Source organism: uncultured Porphyromonas sp. (assembly GCF_938046015.1).
Classification (GTDB): Bacteria; Bacteroidota; Bacteroidia; order Bacteroidales; family Porphyromonadaceae; genus Porphyromonas.
In genome coordinates, this window is the sequence record NZ_CALIXW010000036.1 from 125,282 (window position 1) to 148,809 (window position 23,528).

16 protein-coding genes are annotated in these 23,528 nt (G+C 61.8%); all 16 read right to left on the reverse strand.

The genetic code is table 11. From position 1 onward, the window contains the following. Positions 1–209 precede the first annotated feature (209 nt). Positions 210–1,460 (reverse strand): ABC transporter permease, encoded by a 1,251-nt coding sequence (locus Q0248_RS04540; protein ID WP_299320212.1) that lies wholly within the window; start codon positions 1,458–1,460, stop codon positions 210–212. A 3-nt stretch (positions 1,461–1,463) separates the two neighbouring features. Next, a complete protein-coding gene (locus tag Q0248_RS04545; RefSeq protein ID WP_299320214.1) occupies positions 1,464–2,630 on the reverse strand; it encodes an AI-2E family transporter in 1,167 nt (388 codons plus the stop codon). A 14-nt stretch (positions 2,631–2,644) separates the two neighbouring features. After that, positions 2,645–4,075, reverse strand: coding sequence for an arylsulfatase (locus tag Q0248_RS04550; RefSeq protein ID WP_299320216.1), 1,431 nt, complete (start codon positions 4,073–4,075; stop codon positions 2,645–2,647). Between the two features lie 16 nt (positions 4,076–4,091). Beyond that, positions 4,092–6,092, reverse strand: a complete 2,001-nt coding sequence (locus Q0248_RS04555; protein ID WP_299320218.1) for a family 20 glycosylhydrolase — start codon at positions 6,090–6,092, stop codon at positions 4,092–4,094. Between the two features lie 21 nt (positions 6,093–6,113). Further along, on the reverse strand, positions 6,114–6,560 hold the full coding sequence (gene rpiB / locus Q0248_RS04560; protein WP_299320221.1) for a ribose 5-phosphate isomerase B: 447 nt from the start codon (positions 6,558–6,560) through the stop codon (positions 6,114–6,116). 24 nt (positions 6,561–6,584) lie between these two features. Then, positions 6,585–8,621, reverse strand: coding sequence for a transketolase (locus Q0248_RS04565; RefSeq protein ID WP_299320224.1), 2,037 nt, complete (start codon positions 8,619–8,621; stop codon positions 6,585–6,587). A gap of 474 nt (positions 8,622–9,095) precedes the next feature. Continuing rightward, positions 9,096–11,096: a TonB-dependent receptor gene (locus Q0248_RS04570; RefSeq protein ID WP_299320225.1), complete on the reverse strand. Its 2,001-nt coding sequence runs from the start codon at positions 11,094–11,096 to the stop codon at positions 9,096–9,098. 18 nt (positions 11,097–11,114) lie between these two features. After that, positions 11,115–12,569, reverse strand: coding sequence for a sodium:solute symporter (locus tag Q0248_RS04575; RefSeq protein WP_299320228.1), 1,455 nt, complete (start codon positions 12,567–12,569; stop codon positions 11,115–11,117). Positions 12,570–12,667: 98 nt separating this feature from the next. Continuing rightward, the gene (murI, locus tag Q0248_RS04580) at positions 12,668–13,495 is read right to left on the reverse strand and encodes a glutamate racemase (protein WP_299320230.1); all 828 of its coding nucleotides are present in this window, start codon (positions 13,493–13,495) and stop codon (positions 12,668–12,670) included. A 3-nt stretch (positions 13,496–13,498) separates the two neighbouring features. After that, on the reverse strand, positions 13,499–14,086 hold the full coding sequence (locus tag Q0248_RS04585; RefSeq protein ID WP_299320233.1) for a chromate transporter: 588 nt from the start codon (positions 14,084–14,086) through the stop codon (positions 13,499–13,501). Positions 14,087–14,090: 4 nt separating this feature from the next. After that, entirely contained in the window at positions 14,091–14,639 is a 549-nt protein-coding gene (locus Q0248_RS04590) for a chromate transporter (protein WP_299320235.1), read from the reverse strand. A gap of 105 nt (positions 14,640–14,744) precedes the next feature. Beyond that, positions 14,745–16,796 carry a M13 family metallopeptidase gene (locus Q0248_RS04595; RefSeq protein WP_299320238.1) on the reverse strand — a complete coding sequence of 684 codons (2,052 nt, stop codon included), beginning with the start codon at positions 16,794–16,796 and terminating at the stop codon, positions 14,745–14,747. A gap of 360 nt (positions 16,797–17,156) precedes the next feature. Next, on the reverse strand, positions 17,157–19,445 hold the full coding sequence (locus Q0248_RS04600; RefSeq protein ID WP_299320240.1) for a BamA/TamA family outer membrane protein: 2,289 nt from the start codon (positions 19,443–19,445) through the stop codon (positions 17,157–17,159). After that, positions 19,438–20,190 (reverse strand): shikimate dehydrogenase, encoded by a 753-nt coding sequence (locus tag Q0248_RS04605; protein WP_299320243.1) that lies wholly within the window; start codon positions 20,188–20,190, stop codon positions 19,438–19,440. Before Q0248_RS04605 ends, Q0248_RS04600 begins: the two co-directional genes overlap by 8 nt. Positions 20,191–20,201: 11 nt before the next feature. Next, positions 20,202–21,419, reverse strand: a complete 1,218-nt coding sequence (cbiE, locus tag Q0248_RS04610; RefSeq protein ID WP_299320246.1) for a precorrin-6y C5,15-methyltransferase (decarboxylating) subunit CbiE — start codon at positions 21,417–21,419, stop codon at positions 20,202–20,204. A 675-nt stretch (positions 21,420–22,094) separates the two neighbouring features. Beyond that, complete coding sequence (locus tag Q0248_RS04615) at positions 22,095–23,525, reverse strand: MFS transporter (RefSeq protein ID WP_299320247.1); 1,431 nt, start codon at positions 23,523–23,525, stop codon at positions 22,095–22,097. Positions 23,526–23,528 lie beyond the last annotated feature (3 nt).

The window sequence follows — 23,528 nt, forward strand, 5'->3', positions numbered from 1 at the left end:
CTGTTCCTTAGCCTACCAAAGACCAACCCACATACAGCTTGCGTGGTCTCGTCGAGACCGTATCAGTAGAGGAGGGGAAGCGATGCCGTAAGGGGACAGCCTAGGTTGAGCTCCGTGAGGGATATCCTTCAGCCTCGTGACTGCTATCCCTGAGCTTCGTGACTGATGTCCCTCAGCGGGCTGACTGATATCCTTCGGGAGGGCTTCTCCTAGTCTATGCGCATGCTCTCGGCGGGACGGATGCGACCTACCAGGCGTGTAGGGATGAGGATCATCGCCAGGATCAGTACGAGCGTGCCAAGGTTGATGCCCAGCCACAACAGTAGGTCTAGCTGTATGGGTACGGCATCGGTGAAGTAGTTGGCTGGGTTGAGCCGGATGATGTGGTAGTGCTGCTGCAGAAGGCAGAGGCTAAGGGCGAGGAGGTTGCCCCAGAAGAGCCCCTTGACGATGATACGCCCCGAGAGAAGCAGAAGGCTGAGGCGCAGCGTGCTGTCCTTGCTACCGAGTGCCTTGAGGATGCCTATCTGGCGGCTCTTGTCAAGTACAAGGATGACGAGCCCCGTGATCATGGAGAAGCCGCCGACGAGTAGCATCAGCGCCAGCAGGGCATAGACATTGGTGTCGAGGACAGCAAGCCAGCTGAAGAGCTCGGGCTGGAGCTCTTGCCCGAGGTTGAGCCCATAGCGCTCGCCACCGATGAGCTCGGGGCGCTGCTCCAGTTCGCGCACGAGACGATCGAGGACTTCGGGAGCTTCGTCTGGCCGCTCTAGCATGATCAGTAGACGGCTATAGCTGTGCTCGTCCCACTTGCGCAGGCGCTGTAGCGTCACCAGGGGGCAGAGGGCGGGGGAGAGCTCTAGCCCCGCCGACTCGTAGATGCCGACGAGCTGGAAGGCCCGCACGCGCATCTTATCCCCCATGAAGTAGATGCGTACCTTGTCGCCTAACTTGTAGCCGAGGCTACTAGCCAGATGGGAGGGGAGGGCGATCTCGGGCTGCTCCGAGCCCTGGAGCTTCGGCAGGCGCCCTTGGCGTAGCTGCTCGTCGAAGTAAGAGCTGTGGAAGCTGCTATCGACCCCATAGAGCGAGATACCGTCGAAGCTCTCCTCGGTCTTGATAAGCCCTGCCTCTTGGATCAAGGGCATGACCGAGCGCACGCCAGGGCTATGGCGCAGGTACTGGAGGAAGGGGTCGGAGATGTAGAGCGGGCTGTTGCTGTCGCGCCAGCTAGCGCCATAGCCCGAGAGACTGATGTGCCCCGTCTGGCTGAAGGCAAAGGAGCGCACCTGGCCACGGAAGCCGAGGATGATGCTCACGGCTAGCAGCATCACCGCCAGCGAGAGGGTGATGCTGAGCGTCGTCAAGCTCAGCGTACGGGCAAATCCCGACTCCCCACCGCGCGAGCTGCGGGCAAGGCCTCGGGCGAGGAAGATGCTGGGATGCTGGAGCAGTCGCATAGCCTAGTCTTCGCTCTTAGCCGGCTTGGGCTGCTTAGCTCGCTTGCTCTTGCGTCCCCGCAGGGCATCCGCCTCAGCGATGTAGGCTTCGTCCTGCAGCACGTAGCGCATATAGAGGTTGTAGCCGAACATCGTCACGGGCAGGGCAATCAGCATGCCGAAGAAGCCGAAGAGCGAGCCCCACACAGTGAGCACAAGCAGGATCAGCGAGGGACGCATGCCCATCGAATGCCCCATGATGCGCGGGACGATGAACATATCCTGTAGGATCTGCACCAGCAGCAGTACGCCGAAGCCCAGCAGCAGGCAGATGAAGGCGTTCTCCCCCGTCTGTGCTGCCATCAGCAGGCAAGTCAGTCCGAGCGGGATGACGCCTAGCGCCTGCATGTAGGGGATAAAGTTGAGAAGCCCGATGAAGATCCCCATCGCTGTGGCCAGCGGGAGCCCAATGATGTTGAAGCCTATGGAGAGCAGTACCCCCACGCTTAGCGCTACGAGCGCCTGGCCGCGGAAGTAGCTATTCATGTAGTAGTCTAGATCCTTGAAGATGCTGTAGGCTGTGGGGCGGATGCTCTGGGGAAAGAGGCTGACGAGCCCACGGGCAAGGCCCTCGAAGTCCAGCAGGATGAAGATGAAGTACATGAGGCCCACCAGGAAGACGAAGCCCCAGGAGAAGACCGAGAGCGTCCCTGAGATGATGCTCCCAGCTTGGTCGATGACGATCTTGGTATTCTCAATGATCTGCTGGAAGGAGACGCCGCGCGAGAGGCGGCCGAAGTTGAAGTTCCCCTCGAAGTAGCGCCGCAGCTCGGGCGGTAGTATCCGCTTGAGGATGTCCTGCCCGCCGTTGTAGGAGGAGATGGAGCTTAGGGTCTTCTCTACCTCCTCGCGCACCGAGGGGACGATATAGATGAGGCCTAGCCAGATCAGTCCGCCCAGCAGCACGAAGGTCAGTAGTACGGCCAGCCCACGATAGCGTAGCCGCAGCCGATACTGGAAGAAGCGCACTATGGGCATCATCAGGTAGGCAAAGATCCCCGCTAGGAGGAAGGGTAGGATGACGCTCCAGATGGCGCTCAGCCCCCAGATGAGTAATACAAGGAGCAGGATGAGGAGGAGCATCCTCACCGTGCGATCGTGTGTGAAGGGTCTTGAGAGGTACTGCTTCATAGGAGTACGGGGAGCTATCTAGGACGAGCCTCGGCGGTGCGCTCGTACTTGAAGGGGAAGGCCGTGGAGGGCGTACGCATGGAGTGCATCTGCTTGTAGAGCCGCTCGACGCGCTCGGGCTGCTCCTGGCTGAGGTCCTTCGTCTCGCTGGGGTCCTCCTTGAGGTTGTAGAGCTCGAGCTTGGGTTGTCCGCCATCGACCTGCAGGGCAACGAGCTTCCACGGGCCTTGACGTAGGGCCATCTTGCCCCCATCCTCGTGGAACTCCCAGTAGAGGGGACGCTCTAGGCTGCGCTTGGTCAAGGGCTGACCCTTGAGGAAGCTAGCGAAGCTCTGGCCGTCACTGCCCTGGGCTGCCCTACGCTGACCGATCAGCTCAGCGAAGGTCGGGAGGAAGTCCCAGAAGGCGAAGGGCGCGTCACTGCGTCGCCCTGCAGCGATCTGCCCCTTCCACGCAATAGCCATGGGGACGCGTATCCCACCCTCGTAGACATCGCGCTTGATACCGCGGAAGATGCCGTTGCTGTCGAAGTACTCAGGGTTGGCACCGCCCTCACGATGGGGCCCGTTGTCACTGGTGAAGATGATGATGGTGTTGTCCTCGATGCCGAGGCGACGGATCAGCGCCGTGACCTCCCCCGTGTATCTGTCTAGGCGCTCTACCATGGCGGCAAAGGAGGCGTGAGCGTTGGGGGAGGACTCGTAGTCCCAGGAGGCGCGCTGCTTATACTCGCGAGGCGTCAGCTTCCCCTCGTAGTACTCGTAGACGGCGTCGTGGGGGAGGTTGAGCTCGGCATGTGGGAGCGTGTAGGTGAGGAGGGCGAAGAAGGGCTTGCCACTGCCTGCCGACTGCTCGATGAAGCGTAGCGCCTCGCGGTGGATGGTGTCTGCTGAGTAGACGCCCTTGCCTCCATCCTTGTTGGCAGCAAAGTCTACGCGCTCCTTGCCACGCCACAGGTGGTCGGGGTAGTAGGAGTGTGCTAGGCGCTGGCAGTTGTAGCCGAAGAACTCGTCGAAGCCTCTATCTGTGGCCTCAGCACCTGATCCGGGATAGCCTAGCCCCCATTTGCCGAAGATCCCCGTGCGGTAGCCCGCACGCTGGAAGAGGCGTCCGAGGGTCATACGATCGGCCATAGGAGCCTGCCCCTCGGGCTGTATCTCGTGGTTGCCGCGCACCTGGGTGTGCCCCGTGTGCATACCTGTCATCAGTGAGGCACGGGAGGGCGCGCTGACCGAGCAGCCAGCATAGAAGTCCGTCATCTGCAGCCCTCGGCGTGCTAGGTCGTCGATATTTGGGGTGCGGACGTGGCGCTGTCCATTGAAGCCCACATCGCCGTAGCCGAGGTCATCGGCGAGGATGAAGACGACATTGGGCAGAGGGCGCTTGATCTGGGCCGTTAGGCTGGTGGCAGAGGCGAGTACGAGGAGGCTTGCTTTGCGTATCATTGAGGTATAGCTTGTGCTAGAAGGCTAGATAGCGGACGGGCGCAGCGCGGCGTCCGTCGGGGGTGAGTAGTGCGGCGGTGAACATCCACTTGACCAGGCGTACCTCGCGGGAGGTGAAGCGGTCGATGGGGAGCTTGATGCAGATCTGCGTCCAGCCCTTGGGGAGCTGTAGGGGGATAAGGGGGCGGGCACTGGCATTCTCGTTCTGCAGGGGCAGCTCTTTGTCCTTCTGCTGGTGCTGGTTGGCCCAGCGAGGGGGGAGGAGCTCACGTCCCCCGACCCAGATGCGGCTGCCCCGCCAGTCCCAGGCGCCCTGAGGCGGTGCTAGATCCTGCTCGGAGCGGCTGTAGTTCTGCGTCTCGAAGAAGAGCCCGACGCGCTGCGCCTGCTCGCTGTAGACCCAGGCAGTGGCGTAGACGGTATGCTGCGGCTGCGGGTTGAGCAGTACTCCGGGGCAGAGGTCGCCCCAGACGTGGCGCAGGTAGATGCCTGAGCCCGCTACTTGCTGGCTGGGGTACTGCTTCCCCTCGTAGCTGTAGCTGGGGAGCTCGGTGGGTGGTGTCGTCCGTCCTAGACCCTCCTCGGGCGGGAAGCGGCGGCCGAGGTCTCCCCCATTGGGGAAGGGAGCGCTCAGCAGCCAGCGTGCCTGCGTCTGCTGGACGTAGGGGAACTCCTCGGGAGGGAAGTGCCCCTTGTAGCGTAGCAGTCGCTGCTCGAACTCGCGGAAGGCTTCGAAGGCGACACTCTTAGGGTCATAGCAAAGGCTATGCCTATCGGTGAAGTAACCCTGCCCCCCGCCGCGCCAAGCACGCTCGGCCAGTGCCAGCATCGCTGGATAGAGGCTATTCTCCTGTATGACCTGCTTCGTGTCCCTCGGTACCCTATCTGTCCAGATGCCTAGGATAGCACCCCAGAGGGTGGAGTCCTCCGTGGGTCTGCCGTAGATCGTGCTGCTGTAGAGCTGAGCGATGTCCGCGAAGTAGTCGAAGTGATTGAGGTAGTGGTAGCGGCTGTCTACCGCTGGAATCCCCTCCTGCGCCTTGCCACGGGAGCTCCATAGCTGGAGCACGTCGACCTCCCCAGGCTTGTAGTGCCAGCCTGGGTTCCACGAGATGGCCTTGCGTCCGAGGCTATGGATGTAGCTCGTCATCTCAGGGCCGAAGTTCGGATCCGTGAACTGCACCTCGTCCGTCCCTATATGGATGTAGGGGACGTCTAGCGCCTTGGTGAGCTCCTTGATGAGCTCCCTGAGCGTCGCCTTACCCTCGGGCGTCTGCATACCGTAGCCGAGCGCACGCTCGAAGGCGGCACTATGCCCAGGCATATCGAGCTCTGGGATCAGCAGCACATGCCGCTGACGGCAGAAGTCGGCAAGCTCCCGTGCCTCGGCGAGCGTGTAGTACTTCCCCGCGTCTCGTGTCATACTGCTCGCGGCATTGAGCTGCGGGAAGCGCTTCGACTCGATGCGCCAGGCTTCGTTCTCCGTCAGGTGCCAGTGGAAGACATTGACCTTGAAGGGCGCTAGTCGTGCCACCAGCTCCTTGAGCTTCGCCAGAGGGATGTAGCTACGCCCCGTGTCCATCATGAAGCCACGCCAGCGGAAGGCAGGCCAGTCCGTGATCTGCCTGCTGCGCCAGCCTCGCCCCTCGCGGAGCTGCACCAGCGTCTGAAGTCCCCGATAGAGGCCTGTGGGCTGCTGAGCCTCCAGCGTGATCGCCTGCTGCGTGATGCGTAGGCGATAGCCTTCCTCATCCCCCTGGGGGAAGTGGAGGCTGCTGTCGAGACGTAGCTCCAGCCGCTGCCTAGCTCGCCGATCTAGGGTAAGCCCGAGCTGCTCGCCAACGAGCGGGGCGAAGCGCCGACTAAGCTCGAGGCTCGCTACCAGCTGCACGGAGCGCGCGACGAAGCGCTCTGACCCGAGGAGGCTGTCCTGCTGCACACTCGGGAGCAGCGTCTGGGCAGAGCTCCCTATAGAGCATAGTCCCGTGGCGAGCAGGGCAAGGAGGCTAGAGCGCATAGACCTAGGGGGGGAGTAGGGCTAGTCCTGAATGGGGATCTTGGCTACACGAGCGGTGTGACGTCCGCCCTCGAAGTCCGTGTCGAGGAAGGCAGAGACCATCGTCTCAGCTGTCTCGAGACTGACGAAGCGGGCGGGGATGGAGAGCACGTTGGCGTCGTTGTGCTGACGTGCGAGCTCGGCGAGCTCCTTGGTCCAGCAGAGGGCAGCGCGCACCCGAGGATACTTATTCATCACCATAGAGATGCCGTTGCCCGATCCGCAGACCGAGATGCCGCGCTCTAGGGCACCCGACTGCAGCGCCTGCCCCATAGGGTGGGCGTAGTCGGGGTAGTCACAGCGATCAGCCGAGGGGCACCCGAAGTCCTCGACCTGAAGACCTCGGGCGACCAGCTGAGCCTTGATATGCTCCTTGACCTCGTAGCCTGCGTGGTCGGAGCAGATACCAATCTTGTTGGAGTAAGGCATAGTAGTGTGTCTGTGCTCGCGAGGCTATCGGCCTAGGAGCTGTTTGACCTGCGTGCAGACGTTCTGGGCGGTGAAGCCGAGCTTCTCGTCCAGTACCTTGTAGGGTGCAGAGAAGCCGAAGGAGTTAAGCCCCCAGATGCTGCCGTTGTCCCCTACGAGTCCGAGGAGGTTGACGGGGAGCCCTGCGGTGAGTCCGAAGCGCTTGATTCCCTGGGGCAGTACCTCGTCCTGATATTCCTTGGGCTGCTGGCGGAAGAGTCCTTCGCTAGGTACGGCCGAGATCTGTAGGCGTATGCCCTCGGCGCGCAGCAGAGGTGCAGCCTCTACGAGTGTGGAGACCTCGCTGCCGTTAGCGATGAGGACGACCTCGGGCTGTGCGTCGGCTAGGACGACATAGCCCCCGCGTGTAGCTGCCTCGGCAGCCTCGCGGCGCGTCTGTCCCTCGGGAGCGGGGAGGTCGTTGATGTTCTGTCGCGAGAGGATCAGCGCTGTAGGCGTATGCGTGTTCTCCATCGCCATGCGCCAGGCTACGGTCGTCTCCTCGACGTCGCAGGGGCGCAGGACGAGGACGCTGTCTCTGCCGCTGTGGTTCTGCAGCTTCTCCATCAGACGGATCTGTGCCTCCTGCTCTACGGGCTCGTGCGTCGGGCCATCCTCGCCGACGCGGAAGGCGTCGTGCGTCCAGATGAACTTGACGGGCAGCTCCATCAGAGCAGCCATACGGACGGCGGGCTTCATGTAGTCCGAGAAGACGAAGAAGGTACCGCAGGCAGGGATGACCCCACCGTGCAGCGCCATACCGATGCAGAGGCAGGCCATCGTTAGTTCAGCCACGCCAGGCTGGAGGAAGGCACCGCCGAAGTCCCCACGGGAGAGAGCACGCGTCTTCTTGAGGAAGCCATCGGTCTTATCAGAATTCGAGAGGTCGGCCGAGGCCACGATCATATTCTCTACCTGCGTGGCCAGGGCGCTGAGTACCGTAGCGGAGGCAGCACGCGTGGCCTGATTGGGCTTCTGCTCTACCTGGCTCCAGTCGATGCTGGGGGCCGCGCCTCCGAACCAGCGCTCTAGCTTGGCCGCACGGTCAGGGTTCTCCACAGCCCAGCGTGCCTCTTCCTCACGGCGTGCAGCTGCTAGCTGACGGAGCTCGGAGAGGCGTGCGTTGTAGAGGGCCTGGACGTCGGGGAAGATGCGGAAGGGATCCTCGGGATCACCCCCCAGATGGCGTACCGTAGCGGCGAAGTCAGCCCCTGCAGCCGAGAGTGGCTGGCCGTGCGTGCTCACCTTGTCCTCGAAGCTCGAGCCGTCGGCAGCTACAGCACCGCGGCCCATGATGGTGCGGCCGATGATGAGTGTAGGCTGCCCGACGGTAGCCTTGGCCTCGGTGAGGGCTGCTCGGATCGCGTCGCTGTCGCAGCCGTCGATAGAGAGGACCTTCCAGCCCCAGGCGCGGTACTTTGCCGCTACATCCTCGCTATCGACTTCGTCTACCTTGGTCGAGAGCTGGATGTTATTGGCATCGTAGTACATGATGAGGTTGTCTAGCCCGAGGTGTCCCGCGACACGTCCAGCGCCCTGCGAGATCTCCTCCTGGATCCCCCCGTCGGAGATGTAGGCATAGATCGTCTGGCTCATGACCCAGCCGAGACGCTCGGCGAGGAACTTGGCTGTGATGGCTGCACCGACAGCGAAGGTATGCCCCTGACCGAGGGGCCCCGAGGTGTTCTCGATGCCGCGCTCTACATCTACCTCAGGATGCCCAGGCGTGGGGCTGCCCCACTGGCGGAGCTGCTTGAGCTCCTCCATATCGAACTTGCCGACCAGTGCCAGCTGTGCGTAGAGCATAGGGGACATGTGTCCGGGGTCGAGGAAGAAGCGGTCACGCCCCGACCAAGTAGGTCTGTCAGGATCGAAGATGAGGAACTCGGAGTAGAGCGTGTTGATGAAGTCTGCTCCACCCATAGCTCCACCAGGGTGACCACTCTTAGCGCGCTCCACCATAGCGGCGGAGAGGATGCGGATGTTGTCCGCTGCCCGCGTCATTAGCTGCTTGTCGTTCATGAGCTGTGTGATTATGATTAAGTTCAGCCTTTTGTATCGTGTCGTCTCTCAGGCAGCTGGGGGCGGATGCTCCTCCAAGGGCTGCCGTTTGACTAGTCCAAAGATACGATAATTCGCCCTATCCCTTGCCTGCCTGCAGTAGCTCTGTGGGGCGGACGCATGCTCCTGCAGGGAGAGGCCTCATGCTCGCTCTGCACGCCCCTCTCTAGGAGTCTGGTCGGGCTGCGCTGACTGATATCCCTCAAGGGGCTGACTGCTATCCCTCAGCACGCTGACTGCTACCCATCGGGAGGCTGACTGATATCCCTAAAAGCGTTGCGGCCTTAGTCGGGGTGCGCCGAGCGGCGAAGTTCGTCGCAGCCGTACTTGCCCCCTCCGCCGTCCTCTATATGCAGGAAGCCTCCTCGATCCCGAGCGTGCGGGATCGAGGAGGCTTGTCCTTAGGAGGCTACTTAGCCGTCTAAGCGAAGTCCGCTAGAGGCTGTAGCTGAGCTGAGCGGCGACCCAGCGCCTTGGCTGCTCGACGCCTGAGAAGTCATTGTACTTCGTCGCCGTGAGGTTGCTTACCTCGAGGCCGAGCTTCACGCGGGAGCTGTAGCGGTAGTCCAGCTTAGCATCCAGCGTCGCATAGGCTTCGCTCTGGGAGACGCGCTTCTGCACGCGCAGCGCCCAGCTGCCCTCTAGGCGGGGGCCGATCTGGTAGCCGAGGCGTGCGGTGAACTTATGCTTGAGGTAGTTGAGGGCGTACATCGAGATGATCTGTCCTGCATCGTGCTCCTGCGTCATGTAGAGGTAGTCGAGCTGCAGGCGGCTACCGAGCCCTAGGAAGGGCAGGTACTCCCCGTAGCGGAGGCTTAGGCCGAGCTCGAGGCCACGGTTTTCGGTCTTCCCTATGTTGCGCGAGACCCACTTGGTGTCGCTAGCTGCGGTCTTCGTCCAGTCCAGTAGGTTGGTGCCGTGGGAGAAGAAGCCCGAGACGTAGCCCTGCAGGAGGCTCGTCGTGTAGCGCGCCGAGAGCTCGACACCCTCAGACTGCTCCTCACGGAGGCCCGTACCTGCCTGCTGTATGGGCGAGGAATACCAGAGGTCGGTGAAGGAGGGGAGGCGCATGCTGCGGCTCCAGCTGGCCGAGAGGCTCAGTGCCCCCGTGGGGCGATAGCTGATGCTCGCCGAGGGTAGCAGGCGCGTCTTGATACCCTCGAGGCTCGTAGCCTGTAGGAGAGCTCCCGCCGAGAGCGTCCACTGCTCGAGGCGCAGGCTGTGCTCTAGGGCAAGGCTGCTATTGGTACGACCATCGTACTTGGTGTAGTGCTCCTCGGCGCGAGCACGTAGGCGGCCTAGGTTGCTGCTGACGATTTCTTCGTGGCGCAGCTCACCTGCGAGCGTTGTCAGCCCCAGGACGCTGCTGTAGTTGAGCGCAAGGCTGGCGCTGTAGTTATTGCTTCGGTGGTAATTGCGGTACTGGGGGGAGCCCTTCGTCAGGTCAAACTGGTCGTAACCCCTGTCCCAGGCGAGCGTGGGGATGATGCGTAGGCGTCCGCTGCCTAGCTCGCCACGTAGGGAGGAGAAGTAGCGACGAGAGTACTCGTACTGCATGGGGTAGCGCACGGAGTAGAAGCTATTGGCACCGAACTGCTTGTCGAGCATCCCTACCTGTAGGGTCATCTTGTCCGCGGGGCTGAGCTGGTACTGGGTCTGCCAGAGGGCGCGGTTGATGAGGTAGTCGGTGTTGTCGATGTAGCCTGCACTGGAGCGGCTGCTGGCGGAGAGGCTATTGATGCTGCGTCCCCACTTGGTCGTACCGCGTGCCTCGACGCCGAAGAGGCGGTGCTGGCCCCCCGAGATCGTAGCGGAGAAGCCGTCGCGCTGGTCGTGTCTTGTGATGATATTGATGGCCCCAGAGAAGGCTCCCGAGCCGTAGATGAGTGCTGCGGGGCCACGTAGCACCTCGATGCGCTCAATGTCGGAGAGGTTCACGGGGAGGTCGAAGCTGAGGTGGCCGGTCTGCGCGCTGGTGAGGTTCACGCCGTTCAGCAGGACGAGGGTCTGGTCCTGATGGCCGCCACGTATGGAGATGTCGGACTGTACGCCATGGGCGCCGCGCTGGGAGACATCGACCCCAGCGACGTAGATGAGGAGATCCTGGATACTGCGCACCGGCGCCGCAGCGATATCCTTAGCTGTGAGGACAGTGACGAGCTTCGTGGCCTCACCGAGGGGTGTAGCGAGCTTGGAGGCGGTGACGGTGACGGCCTCGATCTCGTACTCACGCTCTCTGTCGGGCGAGGTGCGTGGGTCGCGCCCCGAGACATTCTGCGCGCTAGCGGTGCTGCTGTAGGCGCACGCCAGAGCCAGCGAGCAGAGCGTGCCGATGGTGACGACACGGTGCATCGTGTTGAAGGCTCCGTAACCCTTGCGGGTCATCCGTCGGAAGCGGAGCGTGGGAGCCTGCTGCAAATTGCTTTGCTTGGTCATAGGTGAATAATTAGAGGATTATACGTAGACCTTCGCCGCACGAGGCTGACGGAGCAGCCAGAGCCCGACGAAGGTAAAGAGTCCATTGAAGAGGAGGATCTCGTAGCCTACCTTGTAGCCCCACAGCAGTTCGCAGCTATAGGCCAGGGCGTAGCTGACGAAGGGCGAGAGGAGACACACATAGGGAGTGTAGCGATCCCGCACGGCGTAGTGCGTCAAGAGGCCGAAGGCATAGAGCCCCAGCAGCGGCCCGTAGGTGTAGGATACGGCGGTGAAGATGGTCGTCAGTAGCGAGCCCTGCTGTATCCCCCCGATGAAGAGTACCATCAGGGCGAAGGCCACGCACATCGCCAGATGTATCCACCAGCGGCGGCGAGCCGTCTGCGCTTCGTCCTCGAGGTTCATGCCGAGGAAGTCGGTACAGACCGAGGTGGTCAGCGAGGTGAGGGCGGAGTCGGCATTGGAGAAGGACGCCGCCGTGATCCCGAGGGTGAAGCAGATCATCACTCCGCTGCCTAGGTAGCCCGAGGCAAGAAAGGGCAGGATCTCATCACCCCGCTCGGGGAGCGTGATGCCGCGGGCAGAGGCATAGCCCAGGAGGAGGATACCTAGGACGAGGAAGAGGTAGTTCAGCGGGATGAAGCCGAAGCCATAGCTGAGCATATTGCGCTGCGCCTCGGGGAGGCTGCGGCAGCTGAGGTTCTTCTGCATCATGTTCTGATCCAGCCCCGTCATCACCACGACGATGAAGGCCCCACTGATCAGCTGCTTCCATAGATAGAGCGGACTGGCGACATCATCGAGGACGAAGATGCGGCTGTGGGGAGACTGTCGTACGAGCTCCACGATGCCGCCGAGGTCGAGCTGCATCTGCGTCGAGACCTCGTAGATGGTGAAGATGAGGGCTAGGACGAGGCAGATCGTCTGTAGGACATCCGTCCAGATGATGGTGCCCATCCCTCCGCGCTGGGTGTAGAGCCAGATGATCCCGACGACCCCGACGACAGTCAGACTATAGGGCACGCCCATAGGGGCAAAGACCAGAGACTGCAGGATCATCGTGATCAGGTAGAGCTTGGCCGCGGCGCCGAAGAGCTTCGAGATAAGGAAGAAGAGTGCCCCCGTCCTGTAGCTCCAGCGGCCGAAGCGCTGCTCGAGGTAGCTGTAGATGGAGACGAGCCGCAACCTGTAGTACAGCGGGAGCAGTACGTAGCAGACGATGAGGTAGCCGAGGAAGAAGCCGAAGACGAGCTGCATGTAGCTCATGTCCGCACTTCCGACCATCCCCGGGACGGAGACGAAGGTCACGCCCGAGATGGAGTCCCCGAGCATCCCGATGGCGACGACCCACCAGGGGCTGGTGCGCCCCGCGAGGAAGAACTCGGCATTGCTCGAGCGTCTACGCGTGAGCCAGGTAATGAAGAAGAGGAAGAGGAGGTATAGGACGAAGGTCAGGAGGACACCAGAGATCATGATCGTGTGTGGGGTTGCTGCAGAGGCGAGGCACTAGGGCCTGCTGCATCCGACTTATGCTGTGGGCTTACTCTAGGGACTATGGCGTGGAATAGAGACTAAGGGGCGATGCGGACACGCACGGCATCGACCTCGGTGCCAGTGAAGATGCTCGCCAGCTCGGCGAACTTGTCGGAGCACTCCGTCGTGCGGTAGGAGATGCCTCCGCCTTGGCTGAGTCGCTGCTCCATCTCGGGGTGGCGATGTAGGTAGTCCTCCAGTGAGGCGGCTACCAGCTCGCCCTGAGAGATGATCTTGATATGCTCGGGCAGGGCTGCCTCTATCTTGGGACGCAGCAGCGGGTAGTGGGTGCAGGCTAGGATGAGGGTGTCGATATCGGCGTCCCGGGCTAGCAGCTGCTCTAGGTAGTGCCGTACGAAGTAGTCCGCCCCTGGGCTTTGGCTCTCGCCGTACTCCACTAGGGGCACCCACATGGGGCAGGCCTGCCCCGTCACCCGCACGTGGGGGAAGAGCTTGGCGATCTCGTGCTCGTAGGAGTGCGAGGAGATCGTCCCCGGGGTGGCGACGACGCCTACGTGACCTGTCTCGGTGAAGCCCTCGATGGCCTCCACTGTCGGGCGGATGACGCCTAGCACACGGCGGCTAGGGTCTTCGCTGAAGGGGAGGTAGTGCTGCTGGATCGCACGCAGCGCCTTGGCCGAGGCGGTATTACAGGCAAGGATCACCAGTGGGCAGCCCTCAGCGAAGAGGTACTCGACGGCCTGCAGGGTGAAGTCATTGATCACCTCGAAGGAGCGCGTGCCGTAGGGCGCACGTGCGTTGTCCCCGAGGTAGATATAGTCGTACTGGGGGAGCTGCTTGCGGATCGCGGAGAGGATGGTCAGGCCTCCGTAGCCTGAGTCGAAGATGCCAATAGGGGAGCGCATAGCCTAGGCTGGGATGATACTGTAGAAGAGCATGCCGAAGACGCCCGCCAGCCCGAGTATAAGGATGGGGCTGACGCGGAAGCGGTAGACGGCGATGAAGGCAGCGGCGAAGAGGACGAGGCTGAGGCCGAACTGCACGCGCTCCGTCTCTGGGGCGCCGAAGGTCTCGGCATTCATCAGCACCAGCGCTGCCGCTGCTATGAGGCCGACGATGGTCGGGCGTAGGACAGCGAAGATCCCCTTTAGGATGGGGCTATCCTTGTGCCGTACCAAGATGCGACTGACGGCGAGCATAAGGATGAAGGGGAGCCAAAGGATGGAGAGGGTCGTGATCAGAGAACCCAGCATAGCCATCGAGGGCGGGTAGCCCGCGTTGAGCACCGAGGTGTAGCCCACGTAGGTAGCCATGTTGATCCCGAGGGGGCCAGGCGTCATCTGGCTCACGGCGATGATGTCGGTGAACTCTGCCGAGCTCAGCCAGTGATGCTTCGTGACCACCTCGCCCTGAATGAGCGAGAGCATCGCGTAGCCGCCGCCGAAGCCTACGATACCGATTTTGGAGAAGACGAGGAAGAGCTGTAGGAAGATCATAGCACTAGGGGCGACGTGAAGTGAGTAGGCCATAGACCCAGCCGCAAAGCCCCGCCACGAGGATCACGTACACGGGAGAGACCCCGAGCAGATAGATGAGGCCTGCCGCAAGGATAGGGATCCAGAAGGTGTAGCGCGTCAGCTGTGCCGTGCGCGCCATGGAGAAGACGGGAGCCGCGATCATCGCTACGACTACGGGGCGTATGGCTCGGAAGGCGTACTCCACGAGCTGGATATCCTTGTACTCATGGAAGAAGGCCGCCAGTAGCAGGATGATGACGAAGGAGGGGAGTACGTTGGCCCCAGCTGCCAGCAGAGCCATACGTACCCCGCCGAGCTTGTATCCGATGTGCCCAGCCATGTCGACGGCGAAGATGCCCGGGGTGGCCTGGGCTACGGCGAGGATGTCGAGGAACTCCTGCTTGCTGAGCCAGCCTGCCTTATCGACGATCTCACGCTCCATCATCGGGATCATGGCATAGCCGCCGCCGATGGTCGTGACGCCGATCTTGAAGAAGATGCTGAAGAGTTGTCGCTGCTCTTGGCGTGTCATTGGGTAGAGTAGAGGGAGGACTGCTCCTGAGCCTAAAGAAAGGGCGAGCAAGTACCCTGCTGTAGGGCTAGGTACTTGCTCGCTTGCCTTGGGAAGGGGAGTGGACTACCAGACGAGGACGCGCTGGCTGGGTGCCAGGTACATCTTGTCGCTCGGCTTGATCTGGAAGGCCTTGTAGAAGGGGTCGATGTTCTTGAGCGCCTGATTGACACGCAGCAGCCCGAGGCTGTGGGGGTCGATCTTGGTCAAGCGGCGGATCTCAGCCTCGGTGATATTCTGTCCCCAGAGGCGTGCATAGGCGATGTAGAAGCGCTGCTCGGGCGTCAGGCCGTCGATCTTAGGCGTCTTCTGCCCCTGCTGGGCGATCTGCAGCGCCAGGTGGGCGATGGTCAGCCCGCCCTGGTCGGCGATGTTCTCCCCGAGCGTCAGGGCACCATTAGCCTTGAGCCCTGGGGCTACCGTGACGGCGGAGAACTGCTTGGCCAGACGCTCGGTCGTAGCCTCGAACTTTTTACGGTCGGACTCCGTCCACCAGTTGTTCATATTGCCATCCTTGTCGAAGTTGGAGCCCTCGTCGTCGAAGCCGTGCGTCATCTCGTGCCCGATGACGACTCCGATCGCTCCGTAGTTCACCGCGTCGTCGGCCGCCATATTGAAGAAGGGCGGCTGGAGGATCCCTGCGGGGAAGCAGATCTCATTGGTCGTGGGCATGTAGTAGGCATTCACCTCCTGGGGATTCATCAGCCACTTGGCACGGTCTACGGGCTGACCGAGGTCCTTGAGGTTGTCGGCCTGAGCGAAGGCAGAGGCTGCCTCGAGGTTCTCGTAGTAGCTCTTGCTGGCGTCGATATCGAGGCTGCTGAAGTCCTGCCACTTGTCAGGGTAGCCGATCTTAATGACGAAGCTACTGAGCTTCTCCTGAGCCTTCTGCTTGGTCTCGGCACTCATCCAGCTGAGGGCATTGACGCGCTGGGAGAGGGCCTTCTGTAGGTTCTCGACCAGCTGGAGCATGCGCTCCTTGGCCTCGGGGGAGAAGTGACGCTTGACGTACTCCTGCCCCAGGGGCTCACCCAGCACGCTTTGCACGACGCTGAGGCTGCGGCGCCAGCGCGGGTGCATCTCTTTGCGCCCGCTCAGCTGCTTGCCGTAGAAGTCGAACTTAGCCTCGGCGAAGGCATCGCTCAGCGCCTCGGCCGCGCCATTGACGGTATGGGCGAGATAGAAGTCCTTGAGCTCGGCGAGCGAAGCACCAGCATACCACTTGTCGAAGGCCTTGAAGAAGTTGATCTGGGAGAAGTTCGCCGTCTCCAGCTTCAGCCCGCGCTTCTGGAAGTAGCCCAGCCAGTCGAAGCCCTTGTGCTCGGCAGCGAAGTCCGCGATACGTACGATGTTGTAGTTCTTCTGCGAGTCGCGCAGCTCGGTCTGTGCGTAGGCGAACTGTGCCAGCTCGGTCTCTACCTTGAGCGTATTGCGAGCGATGCGCGCGGCATCCGTAGCGCTGTAGCCTGCTAGCTGCAGGACGCGCACGAGGTAGGCCTCGTAGCCCTGGCGCACCTGCTTCATCTCGGCACCCTGCTCGACGTAGTAGTCGCGGGGGCCCAGACCGAGGCTGGGCTGGAAGAGGGCAAAGATGTTCATCGTGCTGTTCTTCTCGTCAGCACCCACCCCCGAGCGGAAGAGGAGTCCCTCGCCGTACTTCTGGTCCTCGGCTGCGATGAGGTCGAGGAGCTCAGCCTTGGACTGGAGGGCCTCGATGCGCGCGAGCTGTCGCTTGATGGGCTGAGCGCCCTGAGCATTGCGCGTGACGCTATCTAGTGCCTGGGTGTAGAGTGTGGCGATGCGGTATTCATTGCTCCCCTTGACCTGCTGGCTATGGGAGAGCTCCTCGACGATCTGACGGATCTGCGCCGTGGAGGAGTCCTGGAGGACGTCGAAGGTGCCGAAGCGGCTGTAGGCAGGCTTCAGGGGATTCTTCTTGATCCAGCCGCCATTGACGTAGTGGTAGAAGTCGGTCTGCGGGCGCACCTTGAGATCCATGTCTGCAAAGTCGATGGCGGGCTTGCCCTTGCCCTTGGGTGCCTGAGCGCTGGCCGTCGTGAGGCCCTGGGCGATGAGTGCCCCGAGGCCTAGGGTGATAATAGTCTTTTTAATCCCCATAGTTGTATCTCTTATCCTTGATGTGTGTGCGTGCGGGCTGGGGGTGCCAGACCCGCATTTGCGTGCGACAAATATACGACTTTCTTCCCTCCCCTAGGGTGAAGCGGCCTGGGCGAAGTGCTAGCTACACGAGGGATATCCGTCACGGAGCCGAGGGCTATCTGTCAGCTATCTGAGGGGTATCGGTGAGCTATGCTGAGGGATATCGGTCAGCGCTGTGAGGGATATCAGTCAGCGACGCTTGGCCTTGGGGGCGCCTCGATACAGCACGAGCCCAGCCGTCGGGGAGGGCTGGGCTCGTGCTATTTAGGACCAAGGTGAAGCGCTGCGGCCTCGTGTATGGGATGGGCCTCGTGTGCCTTAGAAGGGGTAGCCGATGGCGAAGTGGAAGGCCAGGAGCTCCTGCGGGCTCTGATAGCCGATGACCCAGGGGCGGCCATTCTCGACCTGCGGGTCATAGACCTTGAGCCCTGCGTCGAAGCGTAGGACGAAGTAGTTGAAATCCCAGCGCAGCCCCATCCCAGAGGAGAGTGCGATCTCGCGGTAGAAGCGCTTGACGTCAAAGACGCCCTGTGGCTGGTTCTCGTAGTCACGGATGGCCCAGATATTTCCCGCGTCGGCGAAGAAGGCCAGCTGGATGTCCCCGATGGCGCGCATCCGATACTCGGCACTGAGCTCCAGCTTGAGGTCTCCCACCTGGTCGAAGATCGTACGGCTCGCCGAGCGAGGCATGCTCCCTGGGCCGAGGCTGCGGGCACTCCAGCCGCGTATGCTATTGGCCCCCCCGACGAAGTAGCGCAAGTCCACGGGGACGAAGCGGCTATTGCCGTAGGGGATAGCAGCGCCTAGCCCGAGGCGATAGGCGAAGGCATTGCCCTCACCGAGGCGACGCAGGCCGCTGTAGTCGATCTCGGCCTTGACGAACTGCGCGTAGTTCGTGCCAAAGAGCTCGTACTCGCCACTCCCTGCCTTTCCCCGTTTCAGGAGATGGGAGAGCCCGTAGAGGACGTTGCCCGCCGACTGGAGGTAGAGGCGGAGGTTGTGCACCCAGGGGCTGGTATTGAGGCGGTAGTCGTTGAGCGAGTTGTAGCGGAAGAGGTAGGAGGCGCCGAAGACAAACTGGTCACGGTAGTTGAGGATCTGTGTGATCAGCGGTAGGAGCCTACGGAAGTCCTCGTTGATGTAGCCGAAGTGGAGGTAGTCCAGGTCCACCACCTTGAGCTGATGGCGGTAGGCGCTACTGTAGTGGCTGTACCAGCTATAGCCCCAGTCAAAGGAGAGGATGTTGCGGCTGAACTCGGGACGGCTGTGGTGGTCGTAGCTGAGCTGTAGGTCCGTAGTGGAGCGTATCGTCGATGGCCCACTGGTGTGGAGGAAGGGGATGAGGAGCTTGGGGAAGCTCAGCGAGGTCTCCAGCCCGTAGCTGCGGTGGTCGCTAGCCTTGCCGCGGAAGCTCTCGTAGCCGCCGCGTAGCTGCAGGCGCCACTGCTCGCCCCCAGCGAAGAGATTATTGTGCATGAAGGTCAGGGAGGCGCTCGCCCCTAGGCTGCCCGAGGAATTGGTACCGACGATATCGCCGCTGAGGCTCTTGCTGCGCTCGGCCGTGGTCAGGATGTCGGCATTCAGCACGGGCTCCTTAGACAGTGAGTCTGGCTGGTAGCGTATGGAGACGGAGCGTAGGCTCGCCAGGTCGCTGAGGCTGGAGTAGGTGCGTGCCGTACTCTGCTGGGAATAGAGATCCCCTGGGCGTATCCAGATGCGGTGGTCGAGCTCCGAGGGGCGCAGGTAGTGCAGGCGCTCCAGGCGGTAGTCGATGCCATTGTGCGTGGTGTCGCGGTAGAGCGTGCTGTCACTTGGCTCGCTGCGCCCCTGATGCAGCAGGCGCACCCGTCCGATACGGTAGACGGACTGGCTGCTATTGATACGGCTGCGTACCCAGACGTCCTGATGGGCCAGCGTGTCGACGTCGAAGCGAATGCTGTCCCCCGTGAAGGTGTAGTAGCCGCGATTGCGTAGGATGAGGGCGATACGCTCCTGCTCGGCGCGCATGGCCCTGGGCGAGAGCTTCTGCCCAGGACGGAGGAGGCTGCTGTACTGCTCCCCGTAGTAGAGTCGTCGCTGTAGGAGCGTGTCTGTGGGGTGAAGCAGGGGGCGGAGGGTGCTGTCGCTGATTGCCTCTTCGTGATGGCCTATGGTGAAGCGTGGCCCTGGGATGATGTGGTATAGGAGACGCGCCTTGCGCCCCGCGGTATCGACCTGCAGCTGGGTCTCGGCATTGAGGTAGCCGAGGTTGTAGAGCGCGGCGGTGAGGTTCGCCTGACCGAACTCTGCCTCCTGCTCATTGTAGAGTACGGGGGCGCTGCCGATACGGCGTAGCAGGCGGTTGATGAAGCTGTTGCTGCCTGGCTTACTTAGGTTGTAGATGCCCAGCGTCCAGTCGAAGATGCCGAGCAGACGTGCATTGGGCTGCAGCGGGAGGTAGTTCCTCAGCTCGCCCAGCTCCCGCTGCTCGCTCGGGCTCAGCGAGTCCACCTGGATCTTGACACTACGCAGGAGGTACTGCCCGGGCTGTACGTGGCGTGTCGTATTGCAGGCACTCAGCAGGAGGAGTCCCGTGAGACCGTAGAGGAGGTGCCGTCTTCTAGTCATGGCTGGTCCATATATGCCAGGCGGCATCGGCCTGGAGGTGGAGCATCTCGAGCCCGTCCTTGGTCTGGGTACCTCGGGCTGCAGCCAGCTCGAGGAAGCGGGTGGGCGAGGGATTGTAGATGAGGTCGTAGCAGTAGTGTGCGGGTGTCAGCGCCTCGTAGGGTACCTGTAGCGTCTCCCCGAGCTGGAGGCCGACGGGCGTTGTATTGACCCAGAGCGGGTAGCGAGCGGCCAGCTCTGGGCTTAGCTCCTCGTAGCTGAGCTGTCCCGCACGGGGCTGTCGGCTGACGAGGGTTGGGCTGATGCCGCGCTCCGTCAGGGCATGGACTACGGCGCGAGCTGCACCTCCCGTCCCGAGTACCAGGGCTCGATCGAGCTTCACCTCCCCAAGCCAGCCATCGAGGCTAAGACCGAAGCCGAGGTGATCCGTATTGTAGGCCTTGATCTCCAGCGCCTCGTCCGTGCGGCGATGTATGGCGAGGACATTGGCCGAGCCTATAGCCTCGACCTCGGGACTGAGCTGCTGGGCGTAGCGCAGCACCTGCTCCTTGTAGGGTAGCGTGATGTTGAGCCCAACCAGCTCGGGCTGCTCACGCAGCAGTGCCTCGAGCTCCTCGATGCGCTCCAGATGAAAGAGCCTGTAGTCCGCAGCTATCCCTTCGCGCTCGAAGCGCTCGCGGAAGTACGCAGGGGAGAAGCTGTGGGAGAGCTTGCGTCCTATGAGCCCGTATAGCTTAGCCTTCATCGCCTCGCTGCTTAGCCTCGGCCTGGCTTGGCCTGGAGTATGGTGATGGGGTTGTGCTGGTCTACCGCCAGCAGCGTCTCGTAGCTGATGTGCCAGCCTACGGAGGCTACCGAAGCGCGGAAGTTGTCTAGCGTCTCAGTGGAGACGGAGTTGAATACCAGCACGCCGCGCTCGCCCATCAGCGTGGTCAGGCGCTCGACGAACTCCTGCAGGTGTCCGCCATGACCGCCGATGAAGGCAGCCTCGGGGCGCGGTAGCTGCTCCAGATCCTGCTGCAGGAAGTCGCCGATGAGGTAGTCGATCCCAGGGGCGTGGAAGCGGTGGCTATTGGTCTGCATCAGTTCGTCTCCCTCGGGGCGTATCTCGAAGGACTGTATCTGCAGGTGCGGATAGCGGAGCTTCGCCTCGATAGAGACACTCCCCGTACAGAAGCCCACATCCCAGAGGCAGCGGCGCTGCTCTAGCTCGAGGAGGCTGAGGCTCACTAGGCGGATGGGCATCTTGGTGATCATGTTCACTCGGCCATTGAGGGGGAAGAAGTCGAGCTCCTTGAGGCCAAGCGGGGCGGCGTACTGCGTGGGGGCCTTATACTCGAGGATGAGGCAATTGGGGTGGGCAAAGTCGCGCCCAGGTACCTCCTCTAGGGGGAGGCTGTAGGTCTCCTGTCGCTCGCCCCCGAGCAGCACCCCGATGTGCATCGTGTAGCCCTCGTAGCCGTAGTCGAGCATGCGCTGGGCGATGACGCTCGGCGTATGCTTCTTGTCGGTCAGTACCCCGACCTTAGCCCTGCGCTCGATGAGGGCACGGTCGAACTCGTGCCAAGGGCGTCCCGTCAGCGAGACGACATACATATCGTGGTAGGGCAGGCGCAGCGCATGCGCCAGCATCTGCAGCGAGCTGAAGCTGGGTACGGTGCGCTCGACACGCCCAGGGAACTCGCGCATCAGTGTCGTGGTGAAGCCGAAGAAGAGCGGGTCGCCTGAGGCGAAGACCACGACGGGCGCATCGTGCTGGCGGTATTGAGCGTAGACGTCCTCCAGCGGTACGGTGATGTCGATCCAGAGGGCATCCTCGGGGAGTAAGGCCGCGACGAGCTCGCGGTGACGGCGTCCCCCTGAGAAGATGCGGTGCTGGGCGATGAGGGCCTGAAGGTCTGGGCTGAACTGGGGGGCCTCCTCGTCGTTCATGCCGAGGACGATGAAGGAGAGCCCGCTATCGTGATGCTTCATTGAGCTAGGATATTTGTGGTGATGGTTCTGGATGTAACATCCGCTTGCGCTGCAAAAATACCGCTAATTCTGCGCTTCGCCACATGGACGCTCCGTCAAGCGGCCTCATAAGGCGCTCGGGCGCTCTTTGGCCTCTGCCGAAGTCCAAAGGGGGATGAAGCTCCCTCGGTGTAATCCGTGCGAGCTGTCGCAGGGGCTCGCCTGTCCCTCGTTCACCTCCGAGGGCTACTTGCCTTACTCCTTAGCTTAGCTCCTATAGGCTGGGGTTAGCCCGCTCCCTTATCCTGCGATGCAGCATAGCTATGGGGGAGGGCTCGTGAGGGATATCAGTCAGTCCGCTGAGGAACGTCCGTCACACCTCTGATGGATACCCGTCAGGAGGCTGAGGGCTATCCCTCACGGAGCTGGGATGAGGCTGTCGCCGCGCTGTCGCTTGGCCTCCCTTGGCTCGGCCTAGGCTGGAGGTGAAGTGTAGGCTACGTCTTGGCTGTGCCTTCGCTTTGTCGGGCAGGAGCTTAGAGCGATCTCCCCGCTTTGCTTAAACGCAGCTCTCCTTCCCCAGGATATAGGGCCTTTTAGTCTTTAGCCTAGGAGCTGAAAAAGACGAAGCCCCGAGCGCAGGACTGCACTCGGGGCTTCGTAATGTGGGCTTGCTAAGGAGCGAGCGAGGTGAGCTTACTTGGACTCGGTCACGTTGGGCAGCTCGAGACCGTAGCCCTTCTTGCTGTCGACAGCCTTGAGGAAGGCGCTGAGGACGAAGGCAACGACGCCGAAGCTAGCGAAGATGAGCATCGCCAGCGTGTAGTCCTTAGGCTGGCCCGCAGGGATATCCTTGTTCACGCTGTCCAGTACGCCGCCGATGACCACAGGCACGGACATCAGACCGACGTTCTGTATCCAGAAGATAGCGGAGTACGCAGAGCCTAGTACCTTGCTGTCGATGAGCTTGGGGACGCTGGGCCAGAGGGTGGCTGGAACCAACGAGAAGGAGATCCCGAGCAGGACGATTGCAAGGAAGGCCACCGTAGAGCTACTGCTGCTACCGACCTCGAAGGGGTAGATGGCGAAGATGAGGTGACAGGCGACCATGAGCACGGAGCCTGCGATGAGCATCGTCGCGCCCTTACCCTTGCGGTCGAGGAAGAAGCCGAGGAAGGGCGTGATGATCATAGCCCCAATAGGGAAGTAGCTAAAGAGGTTGGCTGCCTCCTCGAGTGAGAGCCCTACCTTGGCATTGAGCATCTCGGTGGCGAACTTCTGGAAGGGGAAGATCGCCGAGTAGTAGAGGACGCAGAGCAGAGCTACCACCCAGAAGATCCCCTTACCGAAGACCAGCTTGAGGTCGCTGAACTTGAAGGGCTCTTCCTCTTCGCTCTCCTCACCGTCGAGCTCCTTATCCAGCGCCTTGTCCATGAAGCCGTAGACGATGTACAGCAGCAGACCGATGCAGAGCAGCGCTGCGCAGAAGATGACGGGAGCCTGCACGCTGCCCCATTCGGCCGCGATCTTGGGCGAGAGACGGAAGATGGAGAAGACGCCGAAGCGTGCCACGGCCATCTCGATACCCATAGCTAGCGCCATTTCCTTACCCTTGAACCACTTGACGATGGCGCGGGACACAGTGACGCCCGCCATCTCGGTGCCGCAGCCGAAGAGCATGAAGCCGAGGCTCGCACAGAGGGCTGTGGGGGGGAGATTCCAGCCTGCTAGATCCTTGAGAAAGCCTGAGAAGCTATTCATCGCCTCATAGCCGAGGCCTCCGTTCTTGAAGGTCGCGCTGAGGGCATAGACCTTGAGGAGTGCGCCGATGACCATCAGCGAGCCCGAGAGCAGCGCCGTGAAGCGCACGCCCATGCGGTCGAGGATGATCCCTGCGAGGATGAGGAAGCCAACGAAGACATTGAGGAAGAACTCGCTCCCCCCATAGAGGCCGAAAACCGTAGAGTCCCACCCGAGCTCCGTCTCCACCATTGTCTTGACGGGCGAGAGCACGTCGACGAACATATAGGCGAAGAACATCGTGAGCGAGAGGATCACTAGCGCTCCCCAGCGTGCCGCTGGCTTGTCACGCAGCAGCACCTTGGCCGGTGATTGTACTTGTTCCATAGT